This is a genomic window from Bowmanella yangjiangensis, assembly GCF_018531185.1.
GTDB classification, from domain to species: Bacteria; Pseudomonadota; Gammaproteobacteria; order Enterobacterales; family Alteromonadaceae; genus Bowmanella; species Bowmanella yangjiangensis.
The window spans coordinates 1-18,547 of sequence record NZ_JAHDJU010000006.1; the positions used below are offsets into that span (position 1 = coordinate 1).

The window sequence follows — 18,547 nt, forward strand, 5'->3', positions numbered from 1 at the left end:
CCGTGTCAAGCAACTTTTTAACTCTTTCGTTGCTTGCCGTTCCTTGAATCCTTCTGCCTTCCTGGCTTGCCGGGCTACCCCGTCGAAGTGGTGCGCATTCTAGAGATTTCAGCGAAGCCGTCAACTGCTTTTTGCAAAAAACTTTTCGTTCGCGCAGATATTGAACAAAACTTAAGGAAAGCCCTGGTTTTGACTAGGTTCTATGGTTGTGAATCGTTTAGTTGGCGTTATGTAAATTAATCGGTAACATAGCGTTGCTACATCATTTTTCTAATTACATTTTAGGTAGTTACATGAAATCACCGGTTCTTCTTTATATAGTGATTGCAGGATTGCTGGCCGTGCTGGGCTATTTTCTCCTGCCTGCACAAACAATGAATGCAAACCAAGCATTAGCACTAGGCCTTGTTATCGGCGGCATATTAACGCCTTTATTAGCTGGTCAATTCTTACGCCAAAGGTCTTCCTCAACATCTACAGACAGCAATGAGCACTCCGATAGTAAAACCTTATATGTAGGTAATTTACCCTATCGGGTCAACGAACAAGATGTGAAAGCACATTTTGCTCCGCACGGTACCGTTATCTCAGTGAGACTAATGAAGGACCGACGCACCGGCAAAAGAAAAGGCTACGGATTTGTCGAAATGGTTGGTGACACTGAACTCATCGTCCGCACCTTGAATGATACAGAATTCCAGGATAGGACATTGAAGGTTCGCATGGCCAAAGACAAACAAGAAGAGTAGTCAGCACGACAATTAATAAAAAGGTTCGCATTGCGAACCTTTTTATTATGCATCCTGTGCCTTATCTTTCGGCTCTAAAGGTTGTGTCAGCGGCAGATTATCCTGCAAGCGCTGATTGAAGTTATGGAATCTAGTGATGGCATCAAGTAGATCAGGCGTATCCACCTTCAGCATCTTATTAACTAATCCAGTTATAATATTGTCATAGGTAGAATTGTCATAAAGCTCCTGCTTAGATTGCTCGACAACTTCTAGCATTCTGTCCAGATAATGAGAGACAGGTTTTACATACCCCTCCATCTCCTTGAACTTTTCGTCGCCAAGTAATACTGACTCATAGGTCTGCGTGACTTTGAATTGTTCCTGTCGACTCATCTGTAGCGCGTAACTGGTAATCTCAGTTTCATCAAATCCCAGCTTCAACGCTTGCTCAAATGCTGACTCTACATCTCCGTTAAAGAACTCATCTGCCAAATCAGCCGTTTTATCGACAAGATCCCCAATAGCTCTTAGCTCGTCTTCGTCCAACTCACCTTCAACAGAGAACCCAAACCCATTTTTTTCATAGAAAAGTACTTGCTGCTCAGCCTTCAGCAGCAGCTTGTCTTCCGACTTTTCCTGCCTTGCCCGCTCTTCATCTATATCCGAATTCTTAGACTGAGTATCTTTGCGCTCTTCTTTTGCGGCTTGCTCAGACTGACGTGCCAGGGTCAAACTGCGATTTAACTCGAATTGACGGAGAGAATCGAAACTAATCCGAACTTCATCACCATCCTGAGTCCGTATTGTGAGCTCACTTGAATCCTGACGGCTGTAACTGACCGAATCTGAATAACGAAGTGCTACTTGCTGTTCATCGCTATCCTTATCTTCAGTACCAAAAATCTCTTTCTCGAGATTATTGATTCCTTCTTCTATTAGCTCCCTACTCTTTTTAATGCCAGAGGAAAGCTCTTCATTCATAAAACCGGCCAGATCTTTCTCAGCCATCTGCACGCCTTTGAGTACACCACTGCGCGCCTGCTCAAACATTTCAGCCAGCTTTTCATCTTCCATACCTTTAGCCTGAGCGTGCTTAATAGCCCCTCCAACAAAGCGTAAGACGTTTTTAGCAACTTCTTCAAAATCGAATAAGCTCTTATTATCCTGCTCAGGCTTACGCACTGGCAGACTCGGACGGCGCTCATCCAGTACCAACGACTGGCTTAACGCGCTGGAAAAAATCTTCAGCCCAATAAACCGCCTGGATTGCTCCGAGTTTGATAATGTCACTTCATTCTGATGTTGATCCGTTGATTGCCTAACCCCATCATCCCTGGATGGTCCATTTGGCTCAGAACGGCCAACATGAGGCGCGTTCTGATCAAGCCGCGCCTTGAGTTCGCCTAAATTCATAACAATGTCCTCAATACCTCTCGTCTTATTATCGGCCAACTTTGTACAACTTTTAGTCTAATGCTTAAAATTTTATCAATACAGATCCTACTTTGAGCATGGTGCGGTTTGCGTGCTGGACTAAAGGCATTACAATCTGCGGCCTTTAAGCGGAGGTATCATGCGACCAACTGAGATAGATAGCCGTCAATATGACGCCCAATTGGCGGACAAAGCCAACCAACTACGTGGCCTGTTTGAGCATCACAACATGCCCCCGCTGGAGTTGTATCCATCTGCATCTTTACACTACAGAATGCGAGCTGAATTCAGAGTGTGGCATGATGGGGAAGATCTTTATCACATCATGTTTGACAGCCAAACCAAAGAAAAATATCGCGTCAATCACTTTCCTCCAGCCAGCCAACTGATCAACGATGTAATGGGCGATTTGCTTGAACTGTTAAAGCCCAACGACACACTAAGACGTAAGCTTTACCAAATTGACTACCTCAGTACGTTAAGTGGCGAAATACTGGTTACTTTGGTCTACCACAAGCCGCTGGATGAAGAATGGCAGCAAGAAGCGCAAAAACTTCGCGACATTCTGCGCAACAAATACTGTTTAGATCTGGTGGGACGGTCACGCAAGCAGATGGTTCTTCTGGAACGAGACCATGTCATTGAGGCGCTGAATATTAATGGCCGAACCTATCAATTCAAGCAAATCGAAAACAGCTTCACTCAACCTAATGCCCAAGTGAACTGCAAGATGATTGAATGGGCACTTGATGCCACCCGAAATCTCAATGGCGACCTACTCGAGCTTTATTGTGGGCTGGGTAACTTTACGCTGCCACTGGCACAAAACTTTGAAAGGGTATTAGCCACAGAGATCTCAAAGGCGTCGGTTGAAGCAGCAAATTACAACGCGAAGCTGAACCACATCGATAATGTCACCGTGATTCGTATCTCAAGTGAAGAATTTACCGAGGCACTGCAAGGGAAACGCCAGTTCAGACGCCTTGAAGGGATACAACTTGAGGACTTTGACTGCCAAACCGTATTAGTCGATCCCCCAAGAGCCGGACTGGATCCTGATACCTGCGAATTGGTTAGCCACTACCCAAATATCTTGTACATCTCATGCAACCCGCAAACCCTGTTGGACAATCTGGACACACTGGGACAAACCCATGAAGTGACACGCTTTGCCCTCTTTGATCAGTTTCCTTACACCCATCATGCGGAGTGTGGTGTTGTTTTGAGAAAAAGAGCTTAATTCAGCCCTCTACTTGCTAGCATAAAATGCCGCCCCTCTAGCAATAAAGCGCAATTGCTGATTTAGCCTTTGCGCATGCTCTTTTCGCTGGGCGTCGGTGGCGTCGATAGCTTCAGCACCGGCACTAAAAACTAACTTCACCATGGCCTCGGCCTGCAAGCTTGCAAGTTGACGGCTTAACCCAGTATGGCTGGCAGTATAGTCAGTCAGCTCTTCAATAAAGTGTTGGATCTCTCGCAACACGGCAGCCCTGAACGCAGGCGAAGTCCCTGAATGTTCCCGCAATAAAAGCCTGAACTCATTACTATTGGAGACGACAAACTCCATGAAAGTGTTTACAGAGGTGCTGATGACACCACCCCCTGCATCTATTCTTGATCTTGCCTGACGCATCAGCTGCCTTAGCGCTAAACCGGCTTCATCCACCAGCGTTAGCCCCAACTCATCAATATCTTTAAAATGGCGGTAAAAGGACGTCGGTGCAATGCCAGCCACCCTGGCAACTTCTCGTAAGCTAATGCTCGACAAACTTCGCTGTTCATCCAACAAGTTAAACGCAGCATCTATAATCGCGCGCCGAGTTTTTTGTTTCTGCTGCTGACGAGTCATCATATTCGGGACAGGTGTAAAAGCTAACGAGTGTAACATCAATTTTGCTTCTTCAAAGTAGCAGATTTAACGCATTGGCTTGCCAAGACAAGTCGAACTGGCTAAATTAGCGCACAACTGTACGCTGAAATTTTTAACTGATGCAAAAACCTGCTCTGATTCTTACCAATGTTCTGTTGTTTATTATTACCAGCCTGATTAGTTTGATTCTGGTACCGCTGGAGGCCTACCTTCATGGTTTTGACGCCATAGAAGTTGGCGCTTGTATATTTCTTATCTGGTTTTCAGGGCTTTCCATCACGGCTGGTTATCATAGGCTGTGGTCACACAAAGCCTATGATGCACACCCTATTGTCAGAGTTGTGCTGGCGTTGGGAGGGGCTTTAGCCCTGCAAAACAGCATTTTACACTGGGCTTCGGATCATCGAATTCACCACAAACACGTAGATGACAATGACAAGGATCCCTATTCAGCCGGTCGCGGCTTCTGGTACTCACATATCGGCTGGATGCTACGAGAGTACCAGGCCAGTCGCTATCATGATTACAATAACTGTCGAGATCTGCAGAAAGACAAAGTAGTGATGTGGCAGCATAAACACTATCTCGCCATTACCTTGTCCACTAACTTCGGCATCCCGTTGTTACTTGGTTGGTTGAACGGCGATATCTGGGGCATGCTATTGATCGCTGGGGTGCTGCGTCTGGTGATAGTGCATCATGTCACTTTCTTCATTAACTCTCTGGCACACATATGGGGCAGACAAACCTATACTGACAAAAACAGCGCCCGGGATAATGGCATCTTGGCCTTTTTTACCTTCGGAGAGGGCTACCATAACTTTCATCATATCTTTGAAAATGACTACAGAAATGGCGTTAGATGGTGGCATTTCGACCCCACCAAATGGCTAATCCGCTTACTTTCCTGGTGCGGGCTAACTTATGGTTTGCGCCGCTGTCCGGAGGAACGCATTGAGAAAGCCAGAATTGAAATGCAACTTAAAAACGCGCAACGAAAGATTGCCAGCAGACCAGATGCACAACTGCTGACGGAGCGCGTACAAATTGAATATGAGCAGCTAATTCAGAAAATGTCCGATTATTACGCCATCAAGAAACAACGCCTTGACGCCAAGAAGCGCGAATTGCTGGCAAACTACGAAAAGTTGGAACTGGATTTCAGATACCGAGAGCTAAAAAAAACATTGGAGTTAGCAAAACGTCGTTGGTTGGAAGTACACACGTTGCGCTTTGCATGAGACTAAAGTCGGCTTCCCTGCCAAAGGGAAGCCTTGCTTTCCAACGCAATCTCGGTAACGCTATGAATCTACATATGTTTGTCGGAGCTTAGCGTTGCCAGCCAGCAAAATCCCTAACCAAAACATCCATCCCTCTTTTCAATTCGACGCCGTCGTTATTGGCACCGGCCCCGGCGGTGAAGGGGCAGCCATGCAATTGGCAAAAGCGGGCAAACAGGTTGCTGTCATCGAGCGTCACGAGTCAGTGGGCGGTGGCTGCACACATTGGGGAACGATTCCCTCCAAAGCATTAAGGCATTCGGTAAGCCGACTAATTGAGTACAATGCTAACCCCTTATTTAACGATGCCGATCGCAGCCGCCATCTGACCTTCAGCGAAATCCTTAAACATGCTGGTTCTGTCATTCGCGAGCAAAGTCGGTTGCGCGGCAGTTTCTACGACAGGAATGCCGTAAAAATCATCCACGGTGAAGCGGCATTTGTTGACGCCCATACGCTGAAAATCACCCGGGAAGATGGCTCCATCGATCAAATCACGGCCAAACAGATGGTGATAGCCACAGGCTCTCGCCCCTACACGCCTAAAGACATAGATTTCAACCACCCTCGTATTTACAACAGTGATTCTATCTTGTCACTCAAGCATGACCCCAAGTCCATCATCATTTATGGTGCAGGGGTAATAGGTTCAGAATATGCCAGTATTTTCCGAGGACTCGGTGTCAAAGTTGATCTAGTCAACATGCGCGACCGCCTCCTGTCATTCCTGGATGCCGAAATATCAGATTCCCTTAGCTATCACCTATGGAATAACGGGGTAGTGATACGTCACAACGAGACCTATGAGACAGTCGAAGGACGCGACGACTCCGTTATCTTGCATTTAGCCTCAGGGAAGAAAATGCGAGCTGATTGTTTGTTGTTTGCTAATGGTCGCACCGGTAACACAGACATGCTGAATCTATCTGCGCTGGGTATTAAAGCCGATTCTCGCGGGCAGATCCGAGTTGATGAAAACTATAAGACCGAGGTCGACAACATTTATGCGGTAGGAGATGTAATCGGCTATCCGAGCCTTGCCTCTGCGGCATACAACCAGGGCCGTTTTGCCGCACAAGCCATGCTAAGCGGCGGATGCCCATCAAGTTTGGTTGAAGATATTCCTACCGGTATCTATACCATTCCAGAAATTAGCTCAGTGGGCAAAACCGAACAAGAGCTGACGGCAATGAAGGTGCCCTATGAAGTGGGGAGAGCCCAATTTAAACACTTGGCTCGTGCACAGATTGCCAACACTCAGGTGGGCAGCCTGAAAATACTTTTCCACCGGGAAAGCAAAGAGATACTCGGTATCCATTGTTTTGGAGAGCGCGCCTCAGAAATTGTGCACATCGGCCAAGCCATTATGCAGCAAAAAGGCCCAGCTAACAGTATCGAGTACTTTATCAATACGACATTTAACTACCCGACCATGGCCGAAGCATACAGAGTAGCGGCAATAAATGGCTTAAACAGAATCTTCTAGTTGATTGGTCAGGAACATAAGCAAAAAAACCGGGATTAACCCGGTTTTTTAATGTGTCATCAATGATTACTTGCGGTTTGCGGCGAGCAGCGCTGCACCCTCTAGTGCATCACGATGCGCTACCACCTCTATCAGGTATTTCTCTGGATAGAATTTGATGGTGGCCATCACATTATCGCTTTGCGACTCTGAGCGCTGATAAATAGTCTGCTGTACATCACGGTACTGCATATTCTGGTTGATTTTACTTTCAACACAGTCGCTATTTATCGCCAGAGTATCTGAGGCAACACAATCAAATAGCTTGTTTGACTGTTCGGCTGCTTGCACCATACTGCTTGCCGCCAACAATGAAACCAGTATTGTAAATTTACGCATAACAGACTCCTGCAACAACTCATCGTAGAGTGTATATACATATTTGCAGTTTTCTGACTTGAATGCAATTTATCCAAAGCACATTTTTATGACAGAAATATGACAATCATTCAAAAAGGTGGCTGCTTGAAAGATAAAACCATCACTGTATTACAAGAAATTCGTCAATGTCGCTTGTGTGAACCTGAATTACCTTTGGGCGCTAACCCTGTCGTTAGAGGGGCTGAACACGCAAGATTAGTTATCATTGGGCAGGCACCAGGAACTAAAGTACACCAAAGTTCTATTCCCTGGAACGATGCATCAGGGGAACGTTTGCGAGAATGGCTGCAACTTCCTAGTGAAAAATTTTATGATCAGCACCAGGTAGCTATCATGCCAATGGGCTTTTGTTATCCAGGGAAAGGGAAAAGTGGCGACCTACCACCCCGCAAAGAATGCGCGCCAACCTGGCATCAACGCTTACTCGACACATTGCCTGAGCGCAGACTGACCTTGCTAATTGGCCAATATGCCCAGCAATACTATCTGCAAGACAAACTTACACTGACTGAGCGATTGAAAAACTACCGGCAGTATCTGCCGGAGTATTTTGTGCTGCCGCATCCTTCACCAAGAAATAACATCTGGCTGAAACGTAATCCTTGGTTTGCCGATACCTTACTCGAAGATTTACAGCAAAGAGTGAAAGCTGTACTAGCTAAGGATCACACGTCGTATTAGTTTCTTACCTGATAGTTATCAAGAAACACGGTCAATTCGTCGAAAGGCATCGGCTTGGCGTACAAGAAACCTTGGGCTTCATCACAGCCCAAACGAAGCATGTAACTGGCCTGTTCGCGTTTCTCCACCCCTTCGGCAATAGTCTGCAAGCCTAACTTATTACCTAAGGTCACAATGGTTTCCGCAATAAATGCGCTCTTGCCAGCATTGACCTCACTTACAAATGAACGGTCAACTTTCAACCTATCCAATGGCAGTTTTTGCAAATAGCTCATAGACGAAAAGCCAGTACCAAAGTCATCGATAGCGATAGTGACGCCAAACTCTTTCAAAGCTTTCAGAGAATCCACCACAATTTGTGGTTCATCCATCACCACGCTCTCGGTAATTTCCAGTTCCAGAGATTTGGGATCAATCTTGGTTTGAATCAGGCATTGTTTAACCAGAGAAATAAACTCGGGATCGCGAAATTGAGGCATGGAAATATTCACGGCGACCCGCAAATGAGGAAATCCTCTTTCCTGCAACAAACGTAATTTGTTACAGGCTTCTTCCAGTACCCAAGCGCCAATATCAATGATAAGCCCGCTATACTCAGCCAAAGGAACAAACACAGCTGGGGAAACGTACCCCCCTTCCTTCGCGGGCCAACGCAACAAGGCTTCCATCCCGACCACAGACTCACTAACCAAGTCCACCTGAGGCTGATACCATAACTCCAACTTACGCTCAGCAAAATCCGAACGCAGTTGTCGAATCATGCCTAGACGCCAAGTGGTCTTCTCCTCCATCTCGGGAGCATAATATTCGTAATTAGCAGTCAGGCTTTTCTTAGCCCTATTCAATGCAATATTGGACTGTTTTAGAATATTCAGGCCATTGTTTTCTTCATCCAGCAAACGACACAGACCAACTGTAACGTTGACTGGTAAGGTATGATCCCCTGCTTTGAAAGGGGAATTGAAAACTTTGGAGATTTGCTCTGGGTTGACCTTAGAATCAGAGCCAATCAAACCAAATACGTCAGCGCCGATACGCCCCATTTTGACGTCTTGGCCCATGGCACTTTGCAGGCGTTCCGCAATGGCAATCAGTAATAAGTTGCCTGCATCTTGACCCAAACCGTCGTTGATATCAGAAAAGTGATTGACGTCCACCAATGCAGCAACCTGGTTATCCAGGTCAAAACTGCTTTTCTGCATCTGGTCGAGCATATTGATAAATTCATTACGATTAGGCAGCTTAGTCAGCATGTCCCTGAACGCTGCATTTCTGAGCTGGTGAAATAAATTCACATTCTCATAGCCCACAGAAATACTGGACATAAACACTTCAAGTAACTGGCGATGCAGCACATTGATGGCAAAGCCAACCTGTACATATACCGCCGCTTCATAGCCACTGCTATTCATGTACAGTACGGAAAAATCTTTTTCGTAGATGTGATCCCGTTGTTTCAAACACTTCGCTACCTGCTCGACAATTTTTTCGTCGTGAATGCTGTCCAGGCGCTCATTAATATACGATGCAAATGGACCGGCTGCGCCGAGAACATAAACGCTATCATCGTCCTTATCTAACACCGAACCAGCCCTGGCACACACCACGCCGCCAGCATCTAGCCCAATCAACGAGCTGATCTGGGTGACAACACCTTCGCAAAATCCTTTGATAGAATGCTCTTCGAGCAGATTGGCAGCCGATGCAATAATCTTTTCCAGCCCGACCCGGCTTTGATTAATAGTTAATATTTGTTGGTAAGAACGAAGGGAAGCGATGATGGTGGTGACGAGTTTACTGCGGGTCAATTCGGTCTTGGTTTTGTAATCGTTGATGTCATACTCTTTGATGACACTTTCTTCAGGCGCGTACCCTGGCTGACCGGTTCGCAGGATAATTCGGGGTTCGTTGAGTTGCAGTTCTTCGCGCATACGTCTGGCGACCTGCAAGCCCGCATCATCGGTTTCCATCACGACATCGAGCAACACAATGGCAATGTCACTACCATGCTCGCTGAGCACACTTAAGGCCTGCTCGCCTGAATAAGCATGCATGAAATTCAAACGCCGCCCATTTAAGGCTAGATCGGCTAATGCTAATCTCGTAACTGAGTGAATTTCTTCATCGTCATCGACAATAAGGACATTCCAAGCATCGCTTGATTCTTGCTCTTCTGCAGAAACCTCATCTTCTTCCAGAAAAATCAGTTCATCGTTCTCGTAATTTATTTGACTCATCTGCCTTTCCGCGACCCGAACCAAGAGACCAAATCATCCTCTTTTAACTAACAATATCCTAATATTCAGGAAAGAGAAACTCTAAGAAAGCACACAGCAGCTATCAGCTAATTCTTGCGGCCAGAAAAACAAAAGCCAAGTAACATCCGATACTAGTCATCCTCACCACAAGACCCTAAGATGAAAAGGAAGTTTGTAGCTAGACGGCCAAAGTTTCATGAGCAAAATTGATCCTACATCTCAAGCTCCCCTGGTTGCGAATATACCAAGTACTGCACCTAAAAGAGCAACCGCACAAACATCCACGCATTCGCAATCAGGGCCATCCAGCAAGGCGTTAAAAAGCAGGATGCTGCATTGGTTTGCGCAAACAGGTATTAGCCTTGCCGGTAACTCCGGGCTAGAGCTTGATATGAGTCGTAAAGCCATCAGACGCAGAGCCATCCAGCAACAGAGAAGGGTGCAGAACCTTGAGCGAATACTTAATCTGGCAATAGAGTATGCACCCACTCAGGGCCAAGAAGACAATCTTGACCCTGACTGGTTCTTTAGTTTTATCAATATGGCGGAAAATATTCACTCACCCGCAATGCAGGAATTGTGGGCCAAAATATTTGCCACAGAAATTGGCCAACCGGGTTCTTTCTCTCTGCGCAGTTTAACCATATTGCAGCAGTTGACCCAACGAGACGCCCGCATATTCTCCCTTGCAGTGAGTCTTTCCTGTCGCAGAACAGGCGACTACAGCCCTAAATTACTCTTTGGCTACTATCAAAAACCAAGCTTATTGTCGTTACTGCAATTTAAACGTGGGGCGCAATTAAATCTGGCGCAATTCGGCCTGACCTATCCAGATTTATTGGCTTTAATGGACTTGGGTTTAATTTATAGCAGTGAAATTGAATCGGGTGAGCTTAGCACAGTCAGTCGCAATGAATGGCGGATCGGTAGTGAAACCTTACATATGAACCCTCGCAGCCGCGGAATTTTGCTGAATTACTATAAATTCACCGCCGCCGGCGCTGAGTTATCCAGGCTGGTGCCAACCAAGGCCCAGCCCGAATACATCTTGGCACTGAAGCGGATACTAGGCAACGCGTTCAATATCCAATGAACGCCACGTTGCCTTCCAGCTTAAATACCATCACCAAATTCGTGTAAGCCACATTCCCGCTTTAAACCGAAGAAGCGCGTTTCTTCTTCAGTCATACCAGCCTCTAACGGCCTTGAGGTATGCCAGTCGCCAACAGACACATAGCCTTGCTCCCACAAAGGATGATAAGGCAAACCGTTGTCCTGCAGATAGTAATGCACATCCTTATTGCTCCAATCCAGAATCGGGAACACCTTGAAGCGTCCACCAGTCAATTGCAGATATGGCAATTTTTCCCGGCTGCTGGACTGACTGCGACGCAATCCTGAAAACCAGGTGTTTACCTGCAATTCCTTGAGGGCGCGTTGCATGGGTTCTACTTTGTTCAACTTGTTGTAGGCTTCAATACCAGGCAAGCCCTGCTCCCATAGCTGACCAAACTTACGTTCCTGCCACGCTGGCGACAAATCGGCACTGTAGACTTTCAGATTCAGATTCAGGGTTTGTGTCAACTCATCAATAAAGTCATAGGTTTCCGGGAACAGATAACCGGTGTCAGTCAGCACCACTGGAATATCTGGCTGCGCCTGGGTTACCAAGTGCAACATCACAGCGGCCTGAATGCCGAAACTGGACGACAGCACCGCCTGCCCTGGTAGCTGAGTCAACGCCCATTGCACCCGTTGCTGCGCAGTCATGGCTTCCAATTGCAGATTTATTTCAGCCAACTCTTCGCGGCTGATATCTGTGCTCAAGCCTGCCTGGGTTTTAAGTGCGGCATTAGTCATAAAAATCCTTAGCGGAATTCACCACGGCTTTCACTACGCCAGCGCGGATCACAAAGTCACCAAAACTTTCCTGTGCCTGGCGCTTTGCAGCCCACTGACCAATCAGGTTGTCCAGCTCCTGCATAATTTCCTGTTCGCTGATGTTCTCCCGGTACATTTTGGGGATACGTGTTCCATAGCGATCCCCGCCCAGATGCAGGTTGTACTTGCCAGGACCTTTACCCACCAGGCCAATTTCAGCCAGCATTGCACGGCCACAACCGTTAGGGCAGCCAGTCACACGAAAGACAATATGCTCTTCAGCCATACCGTGTTTTGACAGGATCTGTTCCAGTTCAGTCACCGCGCCGGGTAAGTAGCGCTCAGCCTCAGCCATCGCCAAAGGACAGGTGGGCAAAGCCACGCAGGCCATTGAGTTTTGACGCTGTACGGTAACATCCGGCTCAATCAAGCCGTGCTCCTGGGCAATCTTTTCAATCTCAGCCTTTTGCTCTGGTGCAACACCGGCCACAATCAGGTTCTGATTCGCTGTTAAACGAAAATCGCCCTGATGAATTTTGGCAATTTCAGCACAACCTGTTTTCAGGGGCTTACCCGGAAAATCTAGAATACGGCCGTTTTCAATAAATAACGTCAGGTGATGTTTGCCATCCACACCTTCCACCCAGCCAAAGCGGTCACCACGGCCGGTAAACTCATAAGCACGACTTGGGGCAAAAGTGACACCCGCGCGTTTTTCAACCTCAGCTTTGAACGTTTCCACGCCTACTCGCTCTAGGGTGTACTTGGTTTTGGCGTTCTTACGATCGCTTCTGTTACCCCAATCGCGTTGCGTACTCACTACCGCTTCAGCCACAGCCAGCGTCTTATCCAGCGGGATAAAACCAAAGTCGTCAGCTTTGCGCGGGAAAGTCGCCTTGTCACCATGGGTCATGGCCAGACCGCCACCCACCAGCACATTGAAGCCAACAAGTTGACCATTCTCGGCAATGGCCACAAAGTTCAGATCATTAGCATGTACGTCAACGTCATTTTGTGGCGGGATCACCACGGTAGTCTTAAACTTACGCGGCAAATAAGTGCTGCCCAGAATGGGTTCCTCATCTGTCGTCTCCAGCTTCTCTTCATTCAGCCAGATCTCAGCATAGGCACGCGTCTTGGGTAGCAAGTGCTCACTGATTTTCACCGCCCACTCGTAGGCTTGCTGATGAACCTCGGACTCCACAGGATTCGACGTACACAGCACGTTACGGTTCACGTCTCCAGCGGTGGCAATAGAGTCAAGACCAACGCGATTGAGCATTTGGTGCATAGGCTTAATATTTGGCTTTAGCACACCATGAAATTGGAACGTCTGCCTTGTTGTCAAACGAATACTGCCGTACAAGGTGTGCTGCTCGGCAAACTCATCAATGGCCAGCCATTGCTGAGGAGAAATAATGCCTCCCGGCAGACGACAACGCAGCATCACATTATGCAAGGGCTCCAGCTTTTGTTTGGCACGTTCAGCACGAATATCTCGGTCATCTTGCTGATACATGCCATGGAAGCGAATCAACTGGAAATTGTCGCCGTTGAAGCCTCCGGTCAAATCATCTTTAAGATCCTGCGCGATGGTACCGCGCAAGAAATTACTCTCCCGCTTGAGTCGCTCGTTGTCGGAAAGCTTTTGTTCCTGATTGTCACTCATTAGTACACATCTCTCTGATAGCGCTTCGCTTTGCGCAGGTCATTCAAATAAGCTTCGGCTTGCTCTGCGGTTAATCCGCCTTCTGCCGAGATAATCTTTAGCAAGGCATCATGCACGTCTTTGGCCATGTGGTTAGCATCACCGCACACATACAAATGTGCGCCCTGCTGCAGCCAGGCAAAGACTTCTTTGCCTTGTTCAAGCAAACGATGCTGAACATAAATTTTCTCTGCCTGATCACGAGAAAACGCCAGACTCACTTTGTTTAACAGACCTTCTTTTACCCAACGCTGCCATTCCACCTGATACAGGAAGTCCTGAGTAAAATTCGGGTTACCAAAGAATAGCCAGTTTTTGCCTTCGGCTTCCTGTGCTTCACGCTCTTGCATAAAGGCGCGGAAAGGCGCAATGCCGGTGCCGGGACCAACCATGATCACTGGGGTATTCGGGTCAGCAGGCAACTTGAAGTTATCATTGGCCTCGACAAATACTTTTACCGTTTGGCCCTCTTCCAGCCTGGAGGCCAGGAAACCAGACGCGCCGCCTTGCCGGATTTGCCCATCTTTTTCATATTCCACCAAACCAACGGTCAGATGTACTTCATCTTCAACTTCAGACTGACTGGATGCGATGGAATACAATCTGGGCGTAATGGGTCTTAACAAAGACGCGAATTGCTGTTCATCTATCTTGCCTGGATAGGCTTTGACGATATCTACAATCTGATGCTTCGCCAGGTAGTCACGCAGCGCCCCTTTGTCTTCGGTCAAGCTTAGCAAAGACGCATTTTTCACCAGTTCCGCATAGCCTTTGACAAAAGTGGGATAGCTTTGGGTCAGCTCAAACTTATCAACCAATGCCTCTCTGAGCGCTAGCAGCTCATCCCCTACTTGCACCGGAACATCACCGTTCAGGTTCAAGCTGCTAAGGAGTTCTTCCACCAGCTTCGGATCATTGCTGAACCAAACGCCCAACGCATCACCGGCCTGATAATGCAAACCCGAACCATCCAGAGATATTTCTATGTGGCGAATGTCTTTCACCGAATCCCGGCCAGTTATTTTTTGAGATGCCAGAAGCTCAGCCGTGAAAGGGTTCTTTTTGTTGAACTGACTGACTTGCTGACTTGCCAGGCTTAAGCCCGGCATAGGCACGACCTGCCCTTGACTGGCAGACTTCAACTCCTCTTTCAGAAGCTCGGTTAGGCCTTCACGCCAGGTGGCTACATGGCCGTCATAATCAACATCACAATCGACACGGTCAGCCAAACGCACGGCACCTAAGGCAGCCAAACGCTCGTCAAAGTCTTTAGCGGTCTGGCAGAAAAACTCGTAGCTGCTGTCACCCAGCCCCAGTACCGCGTACTTGAGCTGAGAAAGCTTGGGTGCTTTCTTGCTAGCCAAAAACTCATGTAACTCGGCTGCATCATCAGGCGCTTCACCTTCACCATGAGTGCTAACCACGATCACCAGATGTGTTTCTTCCTTTAAGCGTTTGCTCTTAAAGTCGGCCATATTGAGCAATTCAACGCTCAGGCCAGCCGCTTCCGCAAAAGCTTTGTATTCGGTTGCCACCCCTTTGGCGTTACCCGTCTGTGAGCCATACAAAATGGTCAGCCGTCCTGCTGGTGCAGTTCCTGCAACTTGTGCCACTTGTGGTTGATGACCATGCGCCAGTCCCGCCAGATAGCCGCTCACCCAAGTAAGCTGATTGCCATTGAGTGGTGCAATAGCCTGATGCAATGCGGACCACTGTGCATCATTCAGGACTGAAACAGGCACTGATGCCTGGGATGTAGATGAAGACATAATTATGCTAACCCTATTCTCGATGAGCGTAGGGTAGCGAGGAGGCTTAAGAACAGGAAAGAATTAAATCAAATTCGTTATTACAGAAAGTGATAAAATCAGATTTTTATATAAAATTTTATTGAGCCTTCCCTGGCTCGGCCCTAATTAGATTTAGAAGTGCAGTTCAACACCGGCAAAAACGCCCTTGAATTCCATATCGGTGTATATGTCATCCATATCATCCAATTCCAGCATGTAAACGCGATAACCAAGCTGCAACGTCATATCTACCGCCAGATTATCCATCAGGCTATAAGTTATGGCTGCCTGATAGTCATATAGCTTATTGTCATCCAGGGCCAGAAAGTTTCCTTGCGCTTGAACTCCAAGCCCGGTTAACGGCAGCCCAACTTCGACCTTGCCATACAGCAACGGCACAATACCGGAAAAGCTCTGTTGCGCTGTGATTGAATTACCCGTTGTCAGTAACACACCATCGACATCCCGAGCCGTTATCCCAAGATCAAAACTAACAATGTCATTATCAAAGATTTCGTAGTAGAGCGTGTAATCGGTACTGTCCATATCAAGGTCGGCGCCGATTTGGCTACCCGCTGCAAAAGTTTCACCAGCAAAAGTAAAAGAAGACGCCAGTATGGTATCTCCTTGGGTTTCCAATTTCTGGCGGCTGATACGAATATTAGGAATCAACGGGATTGGATGTTCGAGGGCCACATAATAAGAGGCTAAGGTTTTATCCTTAAAGGAAAAATCTGTGACCAATTCGGTATTGGCAAAGCCACCCTCAGCCTCTGCACGCCACCCCTGCGCCCCAACATACAAACCTAACAAGGTGTCGGCCTGTGCGGGTAACACAAAAGAACAAAGGGCGAGCGGCAATAACTTTTTAAACATGTTTTATCCTTGGCTAAGTAATTCGTTTAGATCGATAAGGGCAGCATCGGCACGGGAAATATAATTGGCCATCACCAACGAATGGTTGGCCACCAGACCAAAACCACTGCCGTTTAAAATCAATGGACTCCAAACTGTCTGCTGTGTGGCTTCTAACTCTCGAATAATTTGCTGCAGACTGACCCGGGCATTTTTCTTTTCCAGCACGTCGGCAAAATCGACCTCCACTGCTTTGAGGAAATGCAGCAGCGCCCAGCTAGCACCCCGCGCTTCATAGAATACGTCATCCAGCTTCCACCAACTGGTTTTCAGGTATTGGGAGCTACGGGATGGTGTAGACTGACGAGCATTAGGGTCTCCCGCCAGATCGGTATTCAGACGCTCCTGACCAACACTTGCGCTTAGCTTTTGTGACAAGCTGCCCAGGCGCTTCTCAGCCTGCTTCAACCAATCTCTCAGATTATCAGCACGGGCATAAAACTGTGCACTATCATCCAGAGGACTGGCCAACTTGCTCAGATAACGCTCCAGTGCTTCGATACCTTCGCCGTACTCGGACTCTGCCGGCGGCAATAACCAGTTGCGGCTGTCGGTATTAAATTTTGGTTGAGCTACCAGTAGATCAGGATTTTCCATTGATTGGGATTGCGAACGGCTCAGGTCTTTACGCATGGCCAGACTAAGGTCCCGCACCATCTCTAGTGCGCCATATTCCCAGGCTGGCATATTGTCCATCATTACAGATGGCGGCATCACATCGTTGGAAAGGTAGCCACCTGGTTTATCCAACAAAGTGCGGCTTACGCGGATCAACGTGGCGGTAGTGACATAGCCAGGAGCCAGTTGCACTCCTTTTGACTGGGCGTCACTCTCCGCATGCACTTTTACATCAAAGGTATCAGGCTCACTGCTCCAATAAACAGCCAGCAAATAAAAAAATACCAGCAACAAGGTCAATGCCAGCAATAGGGTTCTTGTACTCAGATACTGTCTCATGGGCACTCCCAAAAGTTTCATTAGTGATGGTGAGAGTGGTCAACCTCAGCCACAGCTGATTTAACCACGGCGCTGACTTCAACTTGCTCACCATTGGCAAACATCAGGGTGAAAGGAATCTGCTGCCCTTCTTTAAGCGGTGCTTGCAAACCAAATAACATCAAGTGTAAACCACCGGGCTGAAAGGTCAGGGTCTGCCCTGCAGGCACAACTACTTGTTGTTGATGAACCATCTTCATCATACCGTCTACCATTTGATGATCATGCAATTCTGCTTTTTTCACCGCAGCGCAGCTGGCGCCAACCAACACCCGGTCTTCGCTGCCTGTATTGGTTAGTGAAAAATAACCCGCTGTATTAGGGACACCGGGGGGAAGCAAACGGATTAGGGCGTTATCAACTTTGACTTCAGCAAATGCAAGGGCGGAAAAACCAAACAGCAATACGGTTAACATGAAACGCATTCTGCAACTCCTGTTGTTTATACAAGGGAAATCCATCGATGCAGGGAATTATTCAGGAATTCTGTATGAATGCCAATGACCCAGCGCATGAATCGCCGGGTCAACAGGTTAAACTTGATCGGTAGTTTTCGCGTCACGTACCAGCCAGACAATAATCAAAACCCCTAGCAAGGCTGGCCAAAGTGCCCCAATTCCTGCGATGAGTAAGGCGCCCAATACGCAAATAAACACAAAGGCTAATGCACCAATAAGGCTGACAGCTAACATCAGACCTAACACGATAAAAGTAATCGCCAGTAGCACGCCACCAACTAGTGTCACTGCCGGGGACATTAGATCATCATCCAGATAGAGATGAACATGTCCCCAAGAGTCCGCCACCATGCCTAAGCAATAGACCAGCAAGGTGGCAATTAAAATTGCGACAATAAAGTTCTTAAACATGGGTTACCCCTTTATCGAGCCGGCAATACCATGGCAGCAATAATGTAGGCCACTAGCACCACCAAAGGCAGGTGGAAGAAAAGCACCAGTGCTGCCAAACGGATCAACCAGGGCTCTGTTCCCCAGTGTCTGGCCAAACCTGCACATACACCTGACACTTTGGCTCGAATCTTATCTTTACGAATGCGTTGGTCGTCGTACAACGTTGTCATGTTCTTCTCCTGTCAA

The 18,547-nt window shown here is 47.4% G+C and carries 18 protein-coding genes; 6 read left to right on the forward strand and 12 right to left on the reverse strand.

Annotated elements, in window-relative coordinates:
• Positions 1–293 precede the first annotated feature (293 nt).
• A complete protein-coding gene (locus KJY73_RS21300) occupies positions 294–749 on the forward strand; it encodes an RNA recognition motif domain-containing protein (protein WP_214345632.1) in 456 nt (151 codons plus the stop codon).
• Positions 750–794: 45 nt separating this feature from the next.
• On the opposite strand, the gene KJY73_RS21305 is transcribed toward KJY73_RS21300, so the two are convergent.
• Positions 795–2,183, reverse strand: coding sequence for a DUF5610 domain-containing protein (locus KJY73_RS21305; protein WP_214345633.1), 1,389 nt, complete (start codon positions 2,181–2,183; stop codon positions 795–797).
• A gap of 121 nt (positions 2,184–2,304) precedes the next feature.
• Between KJY73_RS21305 and trmA the strand changes: the two genes are divergently transcribed.
• Complete coding sequence (gene trmA, locus KJY73_RS21310; protein ID WP_214345634.1) at positions 2,305–3,405, forward strand: tRNA (uridine(54)-C5)-methyltransferase TrmA; 1,101 nt, start codon at positions 2,305–2,307, stop codon at positions 3,403–3,405.
• A 9-nt stretch (positions 3,406–3,414) separates the two neighbouring features.
• Here trmA and fabR read toward each other — a convergent pair whose 3' ends face one another.
• Positions 3,415–4,014 carry an HTH-type transcriptional repressor FabR gene (fabR, locus tag KJY73_RS21315; protein WP_206595931.1) on the reverse strand — a complete coding sequence of 200 codons (600 nt, stop codon included), beginning with the start codon at positions 4,012–4,014 and terminating at the stop codon, positions 3,415–3,417.
• Between the two features lie 140 nt (positions 4,015–4,154).
• On the opposite strand from fabR, the gene KJY73_RS21320 reads away from it, so the two are divergent.
• Positions 4,155–5,276 carry an acyl-CoA desaturase gene (locus KJY73_RS21320; protein WP_214345635.1) on the forward strand — a complete coding sequence of 374 codons (1,122 nt, stop codon included), beginning with the start codon at positions 4,155–4,157 and terminating at the stop codon, positions 5,274–5,276.
• A 94-nt stretch (positions 5,277–5,370) separates the two neighbouring features.
• A complete protein-coding gene (gene sthA, locus KJY73_RS21325; RefSeq protein WP_232848816.1) occupies positions 5,371–6,801 on the forward strand; it encodes a Si-specific NAD(P)(+) transhydrogenase in 1,431 nt (476 codons plus the stop codon).
• Positions 6,802–6,867: 66 nt separating this feature from the next.
• Here the strand turns inward: sthA and KJY73_RS21330 are convergent, their stop codons facing one another.
• Positions 6,868–7,179: a hypothetical protein gene (locus KJY73_RS21330; protein ID WP_214345636.1), complete on the reverse strand. Its 312-nt coding sequence runs from the start codon at positions 7,177–7,179 to the stop codon at positions 6,868–6,870.
• 99 nt (positions 7,180–7,278) lie between these two features.
• On the opposite strand from KJY73_RS21330, the gene KJY73_RS21335 reads away from it, so the two are divergent.
• Positions 7,279–7,902: a uracil-DNA glycosylase family protein gene (locus tag KJY73_RS21335; RefSeq protein ID WP_214345637.1), complete on the forward strand. Its 624-nt coding sequence runs from the start codon at positions 7,279–7,281 to the stop codon at positions 7,900–7,902.
• On the opposite strand, the gene KJY73_RS21340 is transcribed toward KJY73_RS21335, so the two are convergent.
• The gene (locus KJY73_RS21340; RefSeq protein ID WP_214345638.1) at positions 7,899–10,139 is read right to left on the reverse strand and encodes a bifunctional diguanylate cyclase/phosphodiesterase; all 2,241 of its coding nucleotides are present in this window, start codon (positions 10,137–10,139) and stop codon (positions 7,899–7,901) included. The genes KJY73_RS21335 and KJY73_RS21340 overlap by 4 nt on opposite strands.
• A gap of 349 nt (positions 10,140–10,488) precedes the next feature.
• Here KJY73_RS21340 and KJY73_RS21345 point away from each other — a divergent pair, with 349 nt between their 5' ends.
• A complete protein-coding gene (locus tag KJY73_RS21345; protein WP_214345639.1) occupies positions 10,489–11,253 on the forward strand; it encodes a TIGR03899 family protein in 765 nt (254 codons plus the stop codon).
• Between the two features lie 20 nt (positions 11,254–11,273).
• Here the strand turns inward: KJY73_RS21345 and KJY73_RS21350 are convergent, their stop codons facing one another.
• The 8 genes from KJY73_RS21350 to KJY73_RS21385 all read right to left on the reverse strand — a co-directional run bounded on the left by KJY73_RS21350 (position 11,274) and on the right by KJY73_RS21385 (position 18,531).
• On the reverse strand, positions 11,274–12,020 hold the full coding sequence (locus tag KJY73_RS21350) for a phosphoadenylyl-sulfate reductase (RefSeq protein WP_206595894.1): 747 nt from the start codon (positions 12,018–12,020) through the stop codon (positions 11,274–11,276).
• Positions 12,013–13,710 carry an assimilatory sulfite reductase (NADPH) hemoprotein subunit gene (gene cysI / locus KJY73_RS21355; RefSeq protein WP_214345640.1) on the reverse strand — a complete coding sequence of 566 codons (1,698 nt, stop codon included), beginning with the start codon at positions 13,708–13,710 and terminating at the stop codon, positions 12,013–12,015. The genes KJY73_RS21350 and cysI overlap by 8 nt, the downstream gene beginning before the upstream one ends.
• On the reverse strand, positions 13,710–15,518 hold the full coding sequence (locus KJY73_RS21360) for an assimilatory sulfite reductase (NADPH) flavoprotein subunit (RefSeq protein ID WP_214345641.1): 1,809 nt from the start codon (positions 15,516–15,518) through the stop codon (positions 13,710–13,712). Before KJY73_RS21360 ends, cysI begins: the two co-directional genes overlap by 1 nt.
• A gap of 153 nt (positions 15,519–15,671) precedes the next feature.
• The gene (locus KJY73_RS21365) at positions 15,672–16,415 is read right to left on the reverse strand and encodes a TIGR04219 family outer membrane beta-barrel protein (RefSeq protein ID WP_214345642.1); all 744 of its coding nucleotides are present in this window, start codon (positions 16,413–16,415) and stop codon (positions 15,672–15,674) included.
• A gap of 3 nt (positions 16,416–16,418) precedes the next feature.
• Positions 16,419–17,411: a DUF2333 family protein gene (locus tag KJY73_RS21370; protein ID WP_206595898.1), complete on the reverse strand. Its 993-nt coding sequence runs from the start codon at positions 17,409–17,411 to the stop codon at positions 16,419–16,421.
• 20 nt (positions 17,412–17,431) lie between these two features.
• On the reverse strand, positions 17,432–17,875 hold the full coding sequence (locus KJY73_RS21375) for a copper chaperone PCu(A)C (protein ID WP_214345643.1): 444 nt from the start codon (positions 17,873–17,875) through the stop codon (positions 17,432–17,434).
• Positions 17,876–17,983: 108 nt separating this feature from the next.
• Positions 17,984–18,319, reverse strand: a complete 336-nt coding sequence (locus KJY73_RS21380) for a hypothetical protein (RefSeq protein ID WP_206595900.1) — start codon at positions 18,317–18,319, stop codon at positions 17,984–17,986.
• 11 nt (positions 18,320–18,330) lie between these two features.
• Positions 18,331–18,531 (reverse strand): PspC domain-containing protein, encoded by a 201-nt coding sequence (locus tag KJY73_RS21385; RefSeq protein ID WP_214345644.1) that lies wholly within the window; start codon positions 18,529–18,531, stop codon positions 18,331–18,333.
• Between the last annotated feature and the right edge of the window lie 16 nt (positions 18,532–18,547).